This window comes from Streptomyces sp. PKU-EA00015, from assembly GCF_013387495.1.
GTDB lineage: Bacteria > Actinomycetota > Actinomycetes > Streptomycetales > Streptomycetaceae > Streptomyces.
Window position 1 is genome coordinate 20947 of sequence record NZ_JABZEE010000038.1, and the last position, 15621, is coordinate 36567.

Genomic DNA, 15621 nt, shown 5'->3' on the forward strand with positions numbered 1-15621 from the left:
GCGGCGTCGGCCGCTGCCCGCGCAGCGTCGACCCTACGTCGAACCGAGGGGGTGAAAGGGACGCCGGAGGACTCCCCGGAGCGTATTGACGTGATTCTGACGCGCCCCGGCCTGTGCCGGCCGCGGCCCGTCAGTGCTCGACGATCTCGCCGTCGCGCAGTTCCAGCACCCGGTCCGCGAGGTCGAGCAGCTGGGCGTCGTGCGTGGCGACCAGGGCGGTGACCCCCTCGCTGCGCACGACGGCGCGCAGGAGCTCCATCACCGAGAGCCCGGTCTCGGCGTCCAGCTGGCCCGTCGGTTCGTCGGCGATGAGCAGGGCGGGGCGGTTGGCGAGGGCCCTCGCGATGGCGACGCGCTGCTGCTGCCCGCCGGAGAGCTCGCCGGGGCGCTGCGCCGCGTGGTCGGCGAGGCCGACGAGGGCGAGCATCAGCTGAACCCGCTCCTCCCGCTCGCGCGGATCCGCCTTGCGCAGGCGCAGGGGCACGCCCACGTTCTCGGCCGCGCTCAGAATCGGGATCAGGCCGAAGGACTGGAAGATGAAGCCGATCCGGTCCCGGCGCAGCTCCAGGAGACCGTTCTCACCGAGCCCCGACAGGTCGATGCCGTCGACGGTGATCCGGCCCTCGTCCGGGGAGTCGAGTCCGCCGACGAGGTTGAGGAGCGTTGTCTTGCCGGAGCCCGAGCGGCCCTTGAGGGCGACGAGTTCGCCGCGGGGGATCTCGAAGGAGACGCCGCGGAGCGCGTGCACGGCCGCGGCGCCGGTGCCGTACGACCGGCGCAGGTTCTCCACCCGCACCATCGGTGCGCCGGCCCGGTCACCGATGACGGCGGTGCCGCCGTGCGCGCTGCTGCTCTCGGTCATGCGTTCCCCCGTACGTCCTGATCGTCCGGGCCACAGTATGTGCAGGGGCCATGCGCACGGGCAACGGCCGTGCGCGCAAAGGCGCGTGGGCCGCGGCTCCCTCGGAGGGGAATCGCGGCCCACGCGCCCTTGTACGTCGTGTCAGCGGACCTCGGTGATCTCGGGTCCGCGCTGGAGCTGGCCCATGCCTCCGGAGAAGCGGGATCCCTCCTGCTCCTCCTGCTGGACGCCCTCGGGCACCATCTGGGCATCGTCCGGCAGCTTGAGGACGATCGGGTCGCGGGGCGCCATCGGGCCGTCGCCGCGCACGACGACGGTGTCCCGGAAGATCTGCTCCAGCAGACCGGCGGCCTGCGGCTGCACCGCGGCCTGCCCGGAGATCACGCCGCGCAGGAACCAGCGGGGGCCGTCGACACCGACGAAGCGGACGAGCTGTACGCCGCCCGTGCCGTCGGGCAGCTGCACGGGCACCTGTGCCCGCAGCTCCCAGCCGAGCGGACCCTCGACCTCGTCGATGATCCCGCCCTGCTGCGTGATGCCGGAGGCGATCTCCTCGCGGACCTCGCCCCAGATGCCTTCCTTCTTGGGCGCCGCGAAGGCCTGCAGCTGGATGGCGCTGTCGCGCAGCACGACCGTGGCGGCGACGATCGCGTCGCCGGCGACCTCGACGCGCAGCTCCATGCCCTCCACCCCGGGCACGAAAAGTCCGCCCAGGTCGACCCTGCCGTCGCCGGGCCTGGAGACCTCGGAGACGTCCCAGGGGCCGTCGGGCCGGGGCGCCGGGGGAAGGTTCACCCTGCGGGGCGCGCTCTCCTCGGCATCGGTGCCGAGCTCGTCCGACTGGTCGGCGACTCGCTCGGCCTCGCCCGCCGCCGTGTCCCCGGCGGAACCACTCTTCTTGCGACGTCCGAACACGTCACTGTCCTTCCCGGTCGGATACGACCGAAGCGTATCGATTCCCACCCGTAGTGCCGTCCACGGCGGCGTGACCGCCGGTGGACCCGAAGCCCCCCTCGGCCCGCGCCGAGCCGGGAAGCTCCGCCACCTCGTGGAAGCGCACCTTCTCGACCTGCTGGACGACCAGTTGGGCAATCCGGTCGAACCTTTCGAACCGCACGCTCTCACGCGGGTCCAGATTGACCACGATCACCTTGATCTCCCCACGGTACCCGGCATCCACCGTCCCCGGGGCATTCACGAGGGCCACTCCGCAGCGCGCGGCGAGACCCGAGCGCGGATGCACGAAGGCCGCGTAGCCGTCGGGCAGCGCGATGGACACTCCCGTGGGCAGGACGGCGCGTTCGCCGGGCGCCAGCTCTACTGCCTCGCAGGTCACGAGATCGGCGCCGGCGTCGCCGGGGTGTCCGTACGCCGGGAGCGGGACCTCGGGGTCCACACGGCGGATCAGTACGTCGACGGGTTCACGCATCAGGGGTTCACCTCGAAGGCGCGGGCGCGCCTGATCTGGTCGGGGTCGGCCATGGCGGCCCGGATCTCCTCGGCACGGCCGTTGTCGATGAAGTGGTCGACCTTGACCTCGATGAACAGCGCACCCGCACGGACGGCCACCGGTCCGTCCGGGCCGCCGATCCGGCCGGTGGCACGCGAGTAGATCTTGCGCCCGGCGACGGCGGTGACCTCGGCGTCGAGGTGCAGCACGGTGCCGACGGGCACGGGGCGCACGAAGTCGGTCTCCAGCTTGCCGGTCACGGCGATCACGCGCAGCAGCCAGTTCAGCGAGCCCAGCGTCTCGTCCAGCGCGGTGGCGAGGACCCCGCCGTGGGCGAGGCCCGGCGCGCCCTGGTGTGCGGGCCTGACGGTGAACTCGGCGGTGACGCGTACGCCCTCCTGGGCCCGGGCGGCCAGGTGCAGCCCGTGGGGCTGGGAACCGCCGCAGCCGAAGCAGTGGTCGTAGTGCGCGCCGAGGAGCTCGCCGGGGGCCGGGGCGTCGGGGTGCCGGACCGGTGCCGTGGCGTCGGCGGGCGGGGTCAGCGCCGTGGAGCCGGCCGGGGGGCCGGACGTCGCCGCCTGGGGGTTCGCGTTACTCACAGGCGCAGACCTTACCCGCGCGCATACCCGCCGGTCGCGCCGTGCCAAGCTTGGATTCATGCAGCCTTCCGCCCCGCAGTACTCAGAACGCCTGACCGCGCCCCGTTCGTGGTGGGTCGTCACCGCGCTCGCCGGCGTCAGCGGCGGTCTGGTCGCGCTGCCGCTGGGGACGCTGCCGATGCTCGGCGGCCTGATCGGGGCGGCGGCACTCGCCGGGGCTCTGGTCAGCTCGTACGGCTCGGCCCGCATTCGCGTGGTGGCCGGCTCGCTGGTCGCCGGTGACGCGCGGATCCCGGTGTCGGCGCTCGGCACGCCCGAAGTGCTGGATCCGCAGGAGGCGCGTGCCTGGCGGTCGCACAAGGCGGATCCGCGGGCGTTCATGCTGCTGCGCAGCTATGTGCCGACGGCGGTGCGCATCGAGGTCACCGACCCGGCGGACCCGACGCCGTACGTCTACCTGTCGACGCGGCACCCGCAGGAGCTGGCGGCGGCTGTGACAGCCGTCCGCACGGCCTGATCGGGGCCCTGCCGAGCGGCTCGCTCAGCGCTCCTCCGGGGGCGGGCTCTGCCGGGTCTCCCCCAGCACCTCTCCGGGCAGGGCGTCCTTCGGCCGCTCGAGCGGCGGGAGCTGCGGCAGGGCATCCCAGGGCACCTGCCGTCTGCGCAGGTCCGCGCGGATGTGGTCGGCGAGCCTGCGGGTGTCGCGGCGGTTCATCACCGCGCCGACGGCCGCTCCGACCATGAACGGAATCAGGTTGGGCAGGTTGCGCACCATGCGCTTCGTGATCTGCTGGCGCAGCTGGCGTTTGAGCTGGCCGCCCATCGACGCGTTGTACGTCGAGGGCTTGGTCACGTCGATCCCGCGCTCGGACGACCAGGAGTTCAGATACGCGGCGCTGCGGTCCTTCAGGCCGCCCGGCGGGCGCAGCCCGTAGACCTCGTGGAGCTCGGCGACGAGCTTGAGCTCGATCGCCCCGACGCTCAGGACTTCCGTGGCCAGCTCGGTCGGCATGGCGGGCGGCACGGGCAGCATCGCGGCAGCGCCGATCCCCGCGCCGACGGTGGATGTCGCGTTGGCCGCGCCCGCGACGAGCTTGTCGGCGAGCTGCTCGGGGCCGAGCCCCGGGAACTGCCTGCGCAGCGTGTCGAGGTCACGGACCGGGACGCGCGGCGCGGTCTCGATGAGGCGGTCGGCGAGGTGGGCCAGGGCCGCCTTGGCGCCCTGCCGTGTCTTCACCAGCGAGACCCGGGCGGTCGCACCGCCCCTGGCGACGCCGTGCCGCACCGCGGCCAGGCGTCGCCCCGCCGCTTCGAGCGAGGCCGAGCGGCCTCGCTCCACGTCGTGACCTGCGCCGTGCGGCAGCAGGGCGGCATCGTGCTCGGTGGACGCCGTCGCGTCCTGCGCCGGGCCCGAACCGCCCTGGTGCGCCTCCGGTGGCTTCTGACGCCGAAAGCGCCGCTTCCTGGACGGTGTCTCGCCTGCCACTGGCGACCTGCCCTCAGTCGCAGTCGCGGCAGATCGGCTGGCCGTTCTTCTCACGCGCCAGCTGGCTGCGGTGGTGCACGAGGAAGCAGCTCATGCAGGTGAACTCGTCGGCCTGCTTCGGCAGGACCCGTACGGCCAGCTCCTCGTTGGACAGGTCGGCTCCGGGGAGCTCCATGCCCTCCGCGGCGTCGAACTCGTCGACGTCGACGGTGGAGGTGGACTTGTCGTTCCGCCGGGCCTTCAGTTCCTCAAGGCTGTCCGAATCGACGTCGTCATCGGTCTTGCGTGGGGTGTCGTAATCCGTTGCCATGTCGCTCTCCCCCTCTGGGTGTCTGCGGTGTCTCCAGCGCACGTAACGCGTGAGAGGCCGGACTTGTGCCCGACCTGAGGCGGAGATTTTGCCTCACATCAAGGTCTGTTACTCAATCGACACCCAACCGGACCCCTCAAGAGTGATCGGGTTGGACGGCGATGGGGACCGTACACGGTCCGCGGGGCGCGCTGCACAGGCGCCACCCCGTGTACTTCCCGTGATCCCACCCCCCGGAAACTCGGACTTTGTCCGGCTTTCCGGGAGGATGTGCGATCACGGAGAGTATATGGCCTGAAAATCGCTTCTGTGATCGATCGCACATCGGCGCCTTCGGGAGCGGGTCCCGAAAATTCCGCTTAAAGCGAACACCCATCAGCACGTCAGACCGGCAGGGTGACGCGCATCACAAGCCCACCGCCCTCCCGGGGCTCCGCGATGATACGGCCCCCGTGGGCGCGCGCGACGGACCGGGCGATGGAAAGGCCGAGGCCGACGCCCTTGTCACTGCCCGTCCGCTCCTGCCGCAGCCTTCTGAACGGCTCGAAGAGGTTGTCGATCTCGTACGCGGGAACCACCGGGCCCGTGTTCGACACGACCAGGACGGCCTGGCCCTGCTGGACCTCCGTCGAGACCTCCACCCAGCCGCCGTCCCCCACGTTGTAGCGAACGCCGTTCTGCACGAGGTTCAGCGCGATCCGCTCCAGCAGCACGCCGTTGCCCTGCACGACCGCGGGGGCCCGCTCCCCTCGGATCTCCACGCCCTGCGCGTCGGCCTCGGCCCGCACCTGGTCGATGGCGCGCGCGGCGACCTCGGCCAGGTCGACCGGCTTGCGCTCGACGATCTGGTTGTCGCTGCGGGCGAGCAGCAGCAGGCCCTCCACGAGCTGCTCGCTGCGCTCGTTGGTGGCCAGCAGCGTCTTGCCGAGCTGCTGGAGCTCCACGGGCGCTCGCGGATCCGAGAGGTGGACCTCCAGGAGGGTGCGGTTGATCGCCAGCGGGGTGCGCAGTTCGTGCGAGGCGTTGGCGACGAACCGCTGCTGGGCGGTGAAGGCCCGCTCCAGACGGTCCAGCATCTCGTCGAAGGTGTCGGCGAGCTCCTTCAGCTCGTCGTCCGGGCCGTCCAGCTCGATCCGGCGGGTCAGGTCCGAGCCGGCCACCTGGCGGGCGGTACGGGTGATGCGGCCGAGCGGCGACAGGACCCTCCCCGCCATCGCGTAGCCGAAGGCGAAGGCGATGATGCTCAGCCCGAGCAGGGCGAACAGCGAGCGGCGCAGCAGGTCGTCCAGGGCCAGCTCGCGCTGGTGCGCGAAGCACGACTTCAGGGCGGCGTTGGCCTCGTCGGCCGACAGGCCCGTGGTCAGCGCCTCGCACGAGTTGTCGGTCAGCTGGATCTTGCTCTCCGGCAGCAGCTTGAACGGAAGCCCGCTCCCGTCGTGCAGCGCCTGCGCGGTGAACAGATAGATGATCGACAGCAGCAGGATGCCCGCGATCAGGAACATCCCGCCGTACAGCAGGGTGAGCCGTATCCGGATCGTCGGGCGCAGCCACGGCCGCACCGGCTCCCTGGGGTCCCAGGTCGGTTTCGGTGGCGCCTCGGGGGGCGCGGGGACGGAGGCCATGCGGATCAGATCCGGTAGCCGGAGCCGGGCACCGTGACGATCACCGGCGGCTCGCCGAGCTTGCGGCGCAACGTCATCACGGTCACGCGCACGACGTTGGTGAACGGGTCGGTGTTCTCGTCCCAGGCCTTCTCCAGCAGCTGCTCGGCCGAGACCACGGCGCCCTCGCTGCGCATCAGGACCTCGAGCACGGCGAACTCCTTCGGCGCGAGCTGGATCTCCTTCCCGTCCCGGAACACCTCGCGGCGGTTCGGGTCGAGCTTGATCCCGGCGCGCTCCAGCACCGGGGGCAGCGGCACGGTCGTACGCCGGCCGAGCGCGCGGACGCGGGCCGTGAGCTCGGTGAACGCGAACGGCTTGGGCAGGTAGTCGTCGGCGCCCAGCTCCAGGCCCTCCACGCGGTCGCTGACGTCCCCCGACGCGGTGAGCATCAGCACACGGGTCGGCATGCCGAGCTCGACGATCTTGCGGCAGACGTCGTCGCCGTGCACGAGCGGGAGGTCACGGTCGAGGACCACCACGTCGTAGTCGTTGACCTCGATGCGCTCCAGGGCCGCCGCACCGTCGTACACGACGTCGACGGCCATGGCCTCCCGGCGCAGTCCGGTGGCCACCGCATCGGCGAGCAGCTGCTCGTCCTCGACGACGAGTACGCGCACGTCGCTGTTCCTTCCTCCGAGCCCGTCCGGCGACGGGCAGGCCTTTGCACTGGCTGTGCGCATACATCCTGCCCGTTACGCGCGTAAACCGGCTGTAAGGCGGAATCCCGTTGCAAGAGCATCGGGAATGAACCCGATTCCCGGGACAGTTGAGGTTTCCCTGAGGGAACGGCTGGGGAAGACGTCTGCACACCCACGATCACGCCTTGTAGTGGCGCAGCACGACCTGTTCCAGGGTTGATCACCCGCCTCTCGCCCCGGCGAGGGGGACCCCAGCCAGGCACACCCCCGTGCCACCGACCTAGCCGAGGGGGCGCATCATGGACGCTTTCACCGCGGGACTTCTGCAGCGCATAAAGGCTGCGGAGACCGACCTGACGATGGCGCGCGAGACGGGCGACGACTTCCTCGCCGATGTCGAGCAGGCCGAGCTGGAGGACCTGCGCCGGCTCGCCGCCGAGCACGGCGTCGAGGTCAGCGCGGCGTAGCACCCGCTCCGAGCAGCACAGAGAACCCCGGCACCGCGGGACGGCGCCGGGGTTCTGATTTTTTCGTGGCTCGACTCACCTCCGGGGCGCCTAAGACGGCGTCGACGGTCGATCGTGCTCGGTCCTCGTTCCTCGGACCTCCGCGCGTTCTCCCTTTCGACGCCGCCGCGCCCCTTCGGCTCACTCGCCTCACGAGGCCGCCACGAGGCGGGCGAACCGAGCCACAAATAGTTCAGTCGTGCCAGGCGCCCAGGTCCTCCAGGAGGGTCTGGAGCGGCTCGAAGACCCCCGGGGGCGCCGCGACCGTCAGGTCGCCGGAGGGGAGCTCGCCGGGGCGACCGCCCGTGCGCGCGCCCGCCTCACGGGCGATCAGATCGCCCGCGGCCAGGTCCCAGGGGCTGAGCCCGCGCTCGTAGTAGCCGTCGAGACGGCCCGCGGCCACGTCGCACAGGTCGATGGCCGCCGAGCCGCTGCGACGGATGTCACGCAGCTGGGGGATCAGCCGGTGCGCCACCTCCGCCTGGTGCGTGCGGACGGTCTGGACGTAGTTGAAGCCCGTGGACACCAGCGCCTGGTCCAGCGGCGGCGCCGGCCGGCAGCTCAGCCGCCGCTCGCCCAGGTACGCCCCGTTCCCCAGGACCGCCTGGAACGTCTCCCCGCGCATCGGCGCCTCGACGACTCCCACGACCGTTTCGCCCTCGCGTTCGGCGGCGATCGACACGGCCCATGTGGGCAGCCCGTACAGGTAGTTGACGGTGCCGTCGAGCGGGTCGATCACCCAGCGCACGCCGCTGGTGCCGCTGCTCGACGCGCCCTCCTCGCCGAGGAAGCCGTCGTCGGGCCGGTGCTCCGACAGATAGCCGGTGATCAGCTTCTCCGCGGCGATGTCCATCTCGGTGACCACGTCGATGGGGCTGGACTTGGTCCGGGCGACCGCCAGGTCGTCCGGCCTGCCGTCCCGCAGCAGCGCGCCCGCCCTGCGGGCGGCTTCGAGGGCGAGGGTGAGCAGTTCGGACGTCAGCAGGTCGGTCACAGGGGTCTCCTTACGCGTAGGGGCTGTCGGCGCCGGCGGCCGCGGGCTTCGGCGTCCGCGCCGGGCAGCAGCCGACCGGGCAGAGGTCATGGCTCGCGCCGAGCGCGCCGAGGGCGCAGCGCTCGGCGGCGATGCCGCGCTCGGTCGCGGCGCGCTCCAGCACGAGGTCGCGTACGGCGGCGGCGAACCGCGGGTCGGCGCCCACGGTGGCGGACCGGCGCACGGGCAGTCCCAGCTCGGCGGCCTTGGCGGTGGCCTCGGTGTCGAGGTCGTAGAGGACCTCCATGTGGTCGGAGACGAAGCCGATGGGGACCATGACGGCCGCGGGCGCCCCGGACGCGTGCAGCGCTTCGAGGTGGTCGCAGATGTCCGGCTCGAGCCACGGGATGTGCGGGGCGCCACTGCGGGACTGGTAGACGAGCTGCCAGGGATGCTCGATGCCCGTCTCGTCCCGTACGGCGGCGGCGATCAGGGCCGCCACGTCCAGGTGCTGGGCCACGTAGGCGCCGCCCTCCCCGTGCTCCGGCTCGGGGCCCGAGGTGTCCGCGGCGGACGTGGGGATGGAGTGGGTGGTGAAGGCGAGGTGGGCGCCGGCCCTGACGTCCTCGGGCAGGTCGGCCAGCGAGGCGAGGACGCCGTCGATCATGGGACGGACGAAGCCCGGGTGGTTGAAGTAGTGGCGCAGCTTGTCCACCCGGGGCGCCTCCAGGCCCTCGGCGCGGAGGGTGTCCAGCGCGTCGGCCAGGTTCTCCCGGTACTGGCGGCAGCCGGAGTAGGAGGCGTACGCGCTGGTCGCGAGCACCGCGACACGGCGGTGCCCGGCAGCCGTCATCTCGCGCAGGGTGTCGGTGAGGTACGGCGCCCAGTTGCGGTTGCCCCAGTACACCGGCAGGTCGAGGCCGTGTTCGGCGAAGTCCTTGCGCAGGGCGTCGAGCAGGGCGCGGTTCTGGTCGTTGATGGGGCTGACGCCGCCGAACAGGAAGTAGTGCTGTCCCACCTCCTTGAGCCGCTCTTTGGGGATGCCCCGGCCGCGGGTGACGTTCTCGAGGAACGGGACCACGTCGTCCGGGCCTTCGGGGCCACCGAAGGAGAGCAGCAGAAGGGCGTCGTAAGGAGCTGGATCACGCAGATCGGACATGGGATCGATCCTGCCACCCTCTGCCCGGCTCCGGCCGGGAGACCCCCGGCACCGGGCGGGGACAAACCGCGGTGCGCGGACACCCGTTCGGCCGTAATCTGTGAAGGCTGCCCATACGCCTTACCGGAGTGCTCCTTGCCCAGTCCCTACCGCGCGATCTTCGCCGCCCCCGGCACCCTGGGGTTCTCCACGGCCGGCCTCCTCGGCCGGATGCCGCTGTCCATGATGGGCATCGGCATCGTCACGATGATCTCGCAGATCACCGGCCGTTACGGACTGGCCGGTGCCCTTTCGGCGACGCTCGCGATGTCCGCCGCCGTGCTCGGGCCGCAGATCTCGCGCCTCGTCGACCGGCACGGCCAGCGGCGGGTGCTGCGCCCGGCCACGCTGGCCGCCGTCGCGGCCGTCGCGGGTCTGCTGGTCTGCGCCCAGCAGGGCATGCCGGACTGGACGCTGTTCGTCTTCTCCGCCGCGGCGGGCTGCGTGCCGAGCGTCGGCGCCATGACGAGGGCGCGCTGGGCCGAGATCTACCAGGGCTCGGCGCGCCGGCTGCACACCGCGTACTCCTTCGAGTCGATCGTCGACGAGGTCTGCTTCATCTTCGGGCCGATCGTCTCGATCGGTCTGTCGACCGTATGGTTCCCGGAGGCCGGTCCGCTGCTCGCCGCACTCTTCCTGCTCGTCGGCGTCTGGTGGCTCACCGCCCAGCGCGCCACCGAGCCGAAGCCGCATCCCGTCGAGCAGTACACGGGCGGCAGCGCCCTGCGCTCGCCCGGGCTGCAGGTGCTGGTGGCCGCGTTCGTCGCCACGGGTGCGATCTTCGGCGCGGTGGACGTGGTGACCGTGGCGTTCGCCGAGGAGGAGGGCCACAAGGCGGCCGCCAGCCTGGTGCTGGCCGTGTACGCGCTGGGCTCCTGCCTCGCCGGCGCCGTGTTCGGACTGCTGCACCTCAAGGGCGAGCCGTCGCGCAGGTGGGTGCTCGGCGTGTGTGCGATGGCCGTGAGTATGATCCCCCTCCAACTGGCCGGGAACCTGCCGTTCCTGGCCGTGGCGCTCTTTGTCGCGGGCCTTGCCATCGCACCGACGATGGTGACGACCATGGCCCTCGTCGAAGCCCACGTACCGCGCAGCAAACTGACCGAGGGCATGTCCTGGACCAGTACGGGGCTCGCGGTCGGTGTGGCACTCGGTTCGTCGGCCGCCGGCTGGGTGGTCGACGCGCACGGCGCTGCCGCGGGATACGGGGTGCCCGGCATCGCGGGAGCGCTCGCGGCCGTGGTGGCGTTCCTGGGGTACCGCCGGCTGCGCAGGCCGGTGCCGACGCGGGAGGGACAGCGTGAGCGGGACTCGCAACAGTCCGAAGAGCGTGAAGAGCACGTGGCGTAACTGGGCGGGGACCGTCGCCTCGACACCGCAGCGCGAGGCCCGTCCGGCATCGGCGGACGAGCTGGCCGACGCGGTGCGCCGCGCGGCCGAGGACGGGCTGCGGGTCAAGACGGTGGGCAGCGGCCACTCGTTCACCGCCATCGCCGCCACCGACGGGCTGCTGATCCGTCCCGACCTGCTGACCGGGATCCGGCGGATCGACCGGTCGGAGATGACCGTGACGGTGGAGTCGGGCACTCCGCTCAAGCGGCTGAACGCGGCTCTGGCACGGGAGGGCCTGTCGCTCACCAACATGGGCGACATCATGGAGCAGACCGTCGCCGGCGCCACCTCGACCGGCACCCACGGCACCGGCCGGGAATCGGCGTCGCTCGCCGCGCAGATCAAGGGCCTCGAGCTGGTGACGGCGGACGGCTCGCTGCTCACGTGCTCCGAGAAGGGCACCGCCGAAGAACGAGCGGTCTTCGCGGCGGCCCGCATCGGGCTCGGCGCCCTGGGCGTGGTCACCGCGATCACGTTCGCCGTGGAACCGGTCTTCCTGCTGACCGCCCGCGAGGAACCGATGCCCCTCGACCGGGTGCTCGCGGACTTCGACGCGCTCCACGCGGAGAACGAGCACTTCGAGTTCTACTGGTTCCCGCACACCGGCAACTGCAACACCAAGCGCAACAACCGCAGTGCCGGACCCGCCGCCCCGGCCGGTGCCGTGCGCGGCTGGATCGACGACGAGCTGCTGTCCAACGGGGTGTTCCAGGTCGCCTGTTCGGTCGGCCGCGCCTTCCCGGCGGCGGTCCCGGCCATCGCCCGTGTCTCCAGCAGAGCCCTGTCCGCCCGCACGTACACGGACATTCCCTACAAGGTCTTCACATCTCCGCGCCGGGTGCGGTTCGTGGAGATGGAGTACGCCGTGCCGCGCGAGGCGGTGGTCGACGTGCTGCGCGAGTTGCGGGCCATGGTGGACCGCTCGCCGCTGCGCATCAGCTTCCCCGTGGAGGTCCGCACCGCCCCGGCGGACGACATCACGCTCTCGACGGCGTCGGGCCGGGAGAGCGCGTACGTCGCCGTCCACATGTACCGGGGGACGCCGTACCGCTCCTACTTCACCGCCGTCGAGCGGATCATGACCGCGCACGCCGGACGCCCGCACTGGGGCAAGATCCACACGCGGGACGCCGCGTACCTCGCCGAGGTGTACCCCGGATTCGGCGAGTTCACGGCACTCAGGGACCGGCTGGATCCGGGCCGGATGTTCCAGAACCCCTATCTGCGGCGGGTCCTGGGCGACTGACCGGAGCAGGCGCCTGGCCGCCCGGTCGCCGTCCGCAGACGACGGGCCGCCCGGGTCACGGTCCGGCCGGAGCCGTTCCGGTGCCCTCTGCGGGTGCGGTTCCGAGGTCCGGGTCGTCGTTCTCCGTGCCGGCGTCGGACGTGGACGGCGACGGTGCCGCGGGCGTCGGTGCGGTGACCCCCGGTGCCCGGGGCGGCGGACTGCGACGGCGGGCGCGGGGCCCGTAGGCGGGTGCCGTACGTGCTCGCTTCCCCGAACTGGCCCTCGGCAGGGGCGTTCCGCCCCTCCGACGGGCAGCCGGTGAACGTCCGGGTGGCATCGGCGGCAGGGGCCCGGCCGTCCTTCGGCCTTGCCTGGACGGTGACTTCGCGCAGCTGCTCGCCGGTTCTGCTGAACACGTGCTGGATCAGCGGACCGCCGCAGGTGACCACCACACTGACGACTCCGGCGCGGATGACAGTCCGTAGACGCCCAGTTGGGACGCGGGCACCCCGCGGCGAGCGCGCTGCCCTCGGCCTGAGGCACGCTCAGGTCGATTCGCGAGCCTGTCGCGGCCGGCTCGATCGGCGAGCCCGTCGCCTCCCGGGCGGCGTGCTCCCGCCCGTTCGTCCCTCTGTTCCGCTTCTGCCGCATCTCCCGCCTCTGTCCACCCATCTGCCCGACGTGCACCAAGGAGTGACAGATGGGCGAAGCGGATAGTTCCGTTTCCGCCCTTCCTGTGAAGCACAACACCTGGTCACCCCCGGTTCGGTGACCCAACTCCCACCCCCGGCGAGAAGTTCGGCGGCGCGGCAGTCCACCCCGATGGCCCGAATGGAGTACTGTGGCGAGCCCTGGGCCCAAGCACCTTCACGGTGTTCGGACCCCAGGTAGGGGGCCGAAAGCGGCGCTCGATCCGGCGGCGCCGCGGCACCGCACGGGAATCTATTGCTCAGAGTGAGCTCCGATCACTCTGAGTGGCAAATAGATAACCGTGCCATAACGGCGATCAAGGGCCTGTGCCCGACACGCCGGGCAACTCGGCAAGGTTGTGGCAGGCTGCACCCGGGCAGGCCACACTCGACTAGCGGAAGCAGCGACGCAGGTGACGTCGGCAGGCACCACCCGGGAGGTCCCCATGCCCGAACTGCGTGTCGTGGCCGTCTCCAACGACGGCACACGACTGGTGCTCAAAGCTGCGGACAGCACGGAATACACGCTTCCGATCGATGAGCGGCTGCGCGCCGCCGTACGCAACGACCGCGCCCGTCTCGGTCAGATCGAGATCGAGGTGGAGAGCCATCTCCGCCCCCGCGACATCCAGGCGCGCATACGCGCGGGCGCCTCGGCCGAAGAGGTCGCGCAGCTCGCCGGCATCCCCGTCGACCGGGTGCGCCGCTTCGAGGGCCCTGTGCTGGCCGAGCGCGCGTTCATGGCGGAACGGGCCCGGAAGACGCCCGTACGCCGCCCCGGCGAGAACACCGGCCCGCAGCTCGGTGAAGCGGTGCAGGAGCGCCTGCTGTTGCGCGGCGCCGAGAAGGACACCGTGCAGTGGGACTCGTGGCGCCGTGACGACGGCACCTGGGAGGTCCTCCTGGTCTACCGCGTGGCGGGCGAACCGCACTCGGCGAGCTGGACCTACGACCCGCCGCGGCGGCTCGTGCAGGCCGTCGACGACGAGGCGCGCGCGCTCATCGGCGAGACGGACGACACGATCGCGCAGGAGCCGAGCTTCCCGTTCGTCCCGCGCATCGCACGGCTGCCGAGGGACCGGCCGCTGGACCGTGCCCTGGACCGTCAGATCGACCGGCCTGCCGTGGGCCCCGTCGCCGATCCGGAGGAAAACAGCGAACGGGACTCCCTGACCAGCCTGTTGGAGGCCGTGCCGAACTTCCGCGGCGACATGATCGTCCCGGAGCGCACGGCACAGCCGGAGCCCGCCGCGCTCGACCCGGTGCAGGAGCCCGAGGCCGAGGAGGAGCCGGTGGCTCCCGCGGCGTCGGCCGGCGCGGGGTCCGCGTACGCGGACGTGCTCATGCCGCGCTCGGTGGCGGGCCACCGCGACCGGCTGACCGGCACGACGGACCGTCAGGCCGAGGCGGACGGCGTCCGCCCCGGCCGCCGGGCGGCGGTGCCGAGCTGGGACGAGATCGTCTTCGGTACGCGCCGCAAGAAGCAGGAGTAGAACAGCTGTTCGCCGAAGGGCCGGCACCGTACCGGTGCCGGCCCTTCGGCGCGCGGACGGCCGCGCAGCGGCGGCGACCAGCCCGGCGCGGCCGCTTGCGGCGGGCCCGGTCTCGTGACGAGCGGGAGTTCAGGTCTGGGCCGGCCCATGCCACCGAGCGCTCCCGTGCGAAGAGCCGCCCGTTCCGAGCGGTGCCGGGGCTCGCGCCGCCGTACCGCGGCGGGTGTCAGGACGGGTTCGGGCCCGTGGCGACCGGGCGGGACGGGTCGCGGGACCACTCCGACCAGGAGCCCGCGTACAGCGCCGGGACGAAGCCCGCCAGCTCCAGCGCGACCGCCTGCTGCGCCGCGGAGACGCCCGAGCCGCAGTAGACACCGACAGTCTTCGCCTCCTCGCCCGCACCGAGGCCGACGAAGCGCGCGACCAGCTGCTCGCGCGGCAGGAAGCGGCCCGCCTCGTCCACGTTCTCCGTGGTGGGAGCCGAGACCGCGCCCGGGATGTGACCCGCCACGGCGTCGATGGGCTCCACCTCGCCCCGGTACCGCTCCCCCGCCCTCGCGTCCAGCAGCAGCCCCTGGCGGGCGATCTGCGCGGCGCCGTCTGCGTCCAGGAGCGGCAGCGCTCCCGGCGCGGGGACGAAGTCGCCCTCCGCGGGCTCGGGCACCTTCGTCTCCAGCGGCCCCGTCCAGGCGGCGAGTCCGCCGTCGAGGACCCGCACATCGAAATGCCCTGCCCAGCGCAGCAGCCACCAGGCGCGAGCCGCGCCCCAGCCCTTGTCCCCGTCGTACGTCACGACCGGCGTGCCGGCGCCGACGCCCGCGCGGCGCATCGCCGCGCCGAAGGCGCCGACGTCGGGCAGCGGGTGGCGTCCGCCCGCTCCGGGCGGCGCCGCCAGTTCCGCGTCGAGGTCGACGAAGACGGCGCCGGGGATGTGCCCGGCCTCGTACGCGGGCCGGCCGTGCGGTCCGCCGAGCTGGTAGCGGACGTCGAGCAGCACCGGCGGCGTCGGGCCGGCGAGTTCGGCCGCGAGATCGGCCGCGGAGATGATGGGTGTCATACAGGCCATCCTCGCGCACCGGATCGCCGGACCGCACCGATCGCCGGACCGTCAACGCCCTGCGACGTGGATGACCGGC

General features: G+C 72.2%; 16 protein-coding genes. 5 read left to right on the forward strand and 11 right to left on the reverse strand.

Features of this window, described 5'->3' with window-relative positions:
• Positions 1-130: 130 nt before the first annotated feature.
• The 4 genes from HW130_RS23275 to HW130_RS23290 all read right to left on the reverse strand — a co-directional run bounded on the left by HW130_RS23275 (position 131) and on the right by HW130_RS23290 (position 2911).
• Positions 131-862, reverse strand: a complete 732-nt coding sequence (locus tag HW130_RS23275) for an ABC transporter ATP-binding protein (protein WP_177151618.1) — start codon at positions 860-862, stop codon at positions 131-133.
• Positions 863-1003: 141 nt separating this feature from the next.
• A complete protein-coding gene (locus tag HW130_RS23280) occupies positions 1004-1777 on the reverse strand; it encodes a DUF3710 domain-containing protein (RefSeq protein WP_177151619.1) in 774 nt (257 codons plus the stop codon).
• Position 1778: 1 nt separating this feature from the next.
• Positions 1779-2291, reverse strand: coding sequence for a dUTP diphosphatase (gene dut / locus HW130_RS23285; RefSeq protein WP_177151620.1), 513 nt, complete (start codon positions 2289-2291; stop codon positions 1779-1781).
• Positions 2291-2911 carry a PaaI family thioesterase gene (locus HW130_RS23290; RefSeq protein ID WP_177151621.1) on the reverse strand — a complete coding sequence of 207 codons (621 nt, stop codon included), beginning with the start codon at positions 2909-2911 and terminating at the stop codon, positions 2291-2293. The genes dut and HW130_RS23290 overlap by 1 nt, the downstream gene beginning before the upstream one ends.
• A 58-nt stretch (positions 2912-2969) precedes the next feature.
• Between HW130_RS23290 and HW130_RS23295 the strand changes: the two genes are divergently transcribed.
• Positions 2970-3428 carry a DUF3093 domain-containing protein gene (locus tag HW130_RS23295; RefSeq protein WP_177151622.1) on the forward strand — a complete coding sequence of 153 codons (459 nt, stop codon included), beginning with the start codon at positions 2970-2972 and terminating at the stop codon, positions 3426-3428.
• Positions 3429-3452: 24 nt separating this feature from the next.
• Here the strand turns inward: HW130_RS23295 and HW130_RS23300 are convergent, their stop codons facing one another.
• The 4 genes from HW130_RS23300 to HW130_RS23315 form a co-directional block, all read right to left on the reverse strand.
• A complete protein-coding gene (locus tag HW130_RS23300; RefSeq protein ID WP_177151623.1) occupies positions 3453-4397 on the reverse strand; it encodes a hypothetical protein in 945 nt (314 codons plus the stop codon).
• Positions 4398-4410: 13 nt separating this feature from the next.
• Positions 4411-4707 carry a DUF4193 domain-containing protein gene (locus HW130_RS23305; protein WP_018848140.1) on the reverse strand — a complete coding sequence of 99 codons (297 nt, stop codon included), beginning with the start codon at positions 4705-4707 and terminating at the stop codon, positions 4411-4413.
• 383 nt (positions 4708-5090) lie between these two features.
• Complete coding sequence (locus tag HW130_RS23310; RefSeq protein ID WP_177151624.1) at positions 5091-6329, reverse strand: cell wall metabolism sensor histidine kinase WalK; 1239 nt, start codon at positions 6327-6329, stop codon at positions 5091-5093.
• 5 nt (positions 6330-6334) lie between these two features.
• The gene (locus tag HW130_RS23315; protein WP_177151625.1) at positions 6335-6988 is read right to left on the reverse strand and encodes a response regulator transcription factor; all 654 of its coding nucleotides are present in this window, start codon (positions 6986-6988) and stop codon (positions 6335-6337) included.
• 320 nt (positions 6989-7308) lie between these two features.
• Here HW130_RS23315 and HW130_RS23320 point away from each other — a divergent pair, with 320 nt between their 5' ends.
• Entirely contained in the window at positions 7309-7476 is a 168-nt protein-coding gene (locus HW130_RS23320) for a hypothetical protein (protein ID WP_177151626.1), read from the forward strand.
• A 232-nt stretch (positions 7477-7708) separates the two neighbouring features.
• Here the strand turns inward: HW130_RS23320 and HW130_RS23325 are convergent, their stop codons facing one another.
• Positions 7709-8509: an inositol monophosphatase family protein gene (locus HW130_RS23325; protein WP_177151627.1), complete on the reverse strand. Its 801-nt coding sequence runs from the start codon at positions 8507-8509 to the stop codon at positions 7709-7711.
• Positions 8510-8519: 10 nt separating this feature from the next.
• The gene (locus tag HW130_RS23330) at positions 8520-9647 is read right to left on the reverse strand and encodes a ferrochelatase (protein ID WP_177151628.1); all 1128 of its coding nucleotides are present in this window, start codon (positions 9645-9647) and stop codon (positions 8520-8522) included.
• Positions 9648-9782: 135 nt separating this feature from the next.
• On the opposite strand from HW130_RS23330, the gene HW130_RS23335 reads away from it, so the two are divergent.
• From HW130_RS23335 to sepH, 3 genes are all read left to right on the forward strand, one after another.
• Positions 9783-11033 carry an MFS transporter gene (locus HW130_RS23335; RefSeq protein WP_177151629.1) on the forward strand — a complete coding sequence of 417 codons (1251 nt, stop codon included), beginning with the start codon at positions 9783-9785 and terminating at the stop codon, positions 11031-11033.
• Positions 11014-12321, forward strand: a complete 1308-nt coding sequence (locus HW130_RS23340) for a D-arabinono-1,4-lactone oxidase (RefSeq protein WP_177151630.1) — start codon at positions 11014-11016, stop codon at positions 12319-12321. Before HW130_RS23335 ends, HW130_RS23340 begins: the two co-directional genes overlap by 20 nt.
• A gap of 1117 nt (positions 12322-13438) precedes the next feature.
• Complete coding sequence (gene sepH / locus HW130_RS23345) at positions 13439-14485, forward strand: septation protein SepH (protein ID WP_177151631.1); 1047 nt, start codon at positions 13439-13441, stop codon at positions 14483-14485.
• Positions 14486-14711: 226 nt separating this feature from the next.
• On the opposite strand, the gene HW130_RS23350 is transcribed toward sepH, so the two are convergent.
• On the reverse strand, positions 14712-15542 hold the full coding sequence (locus HW130_RS23350) for a sulfurtransferase (protein ID WP_177151632.1): 831 nt from the start codon (positions 15540-15542) through the stop codon (positions 14712-14714).
• Positions 15543-15621: the final 79 nt, after the last annotated feature.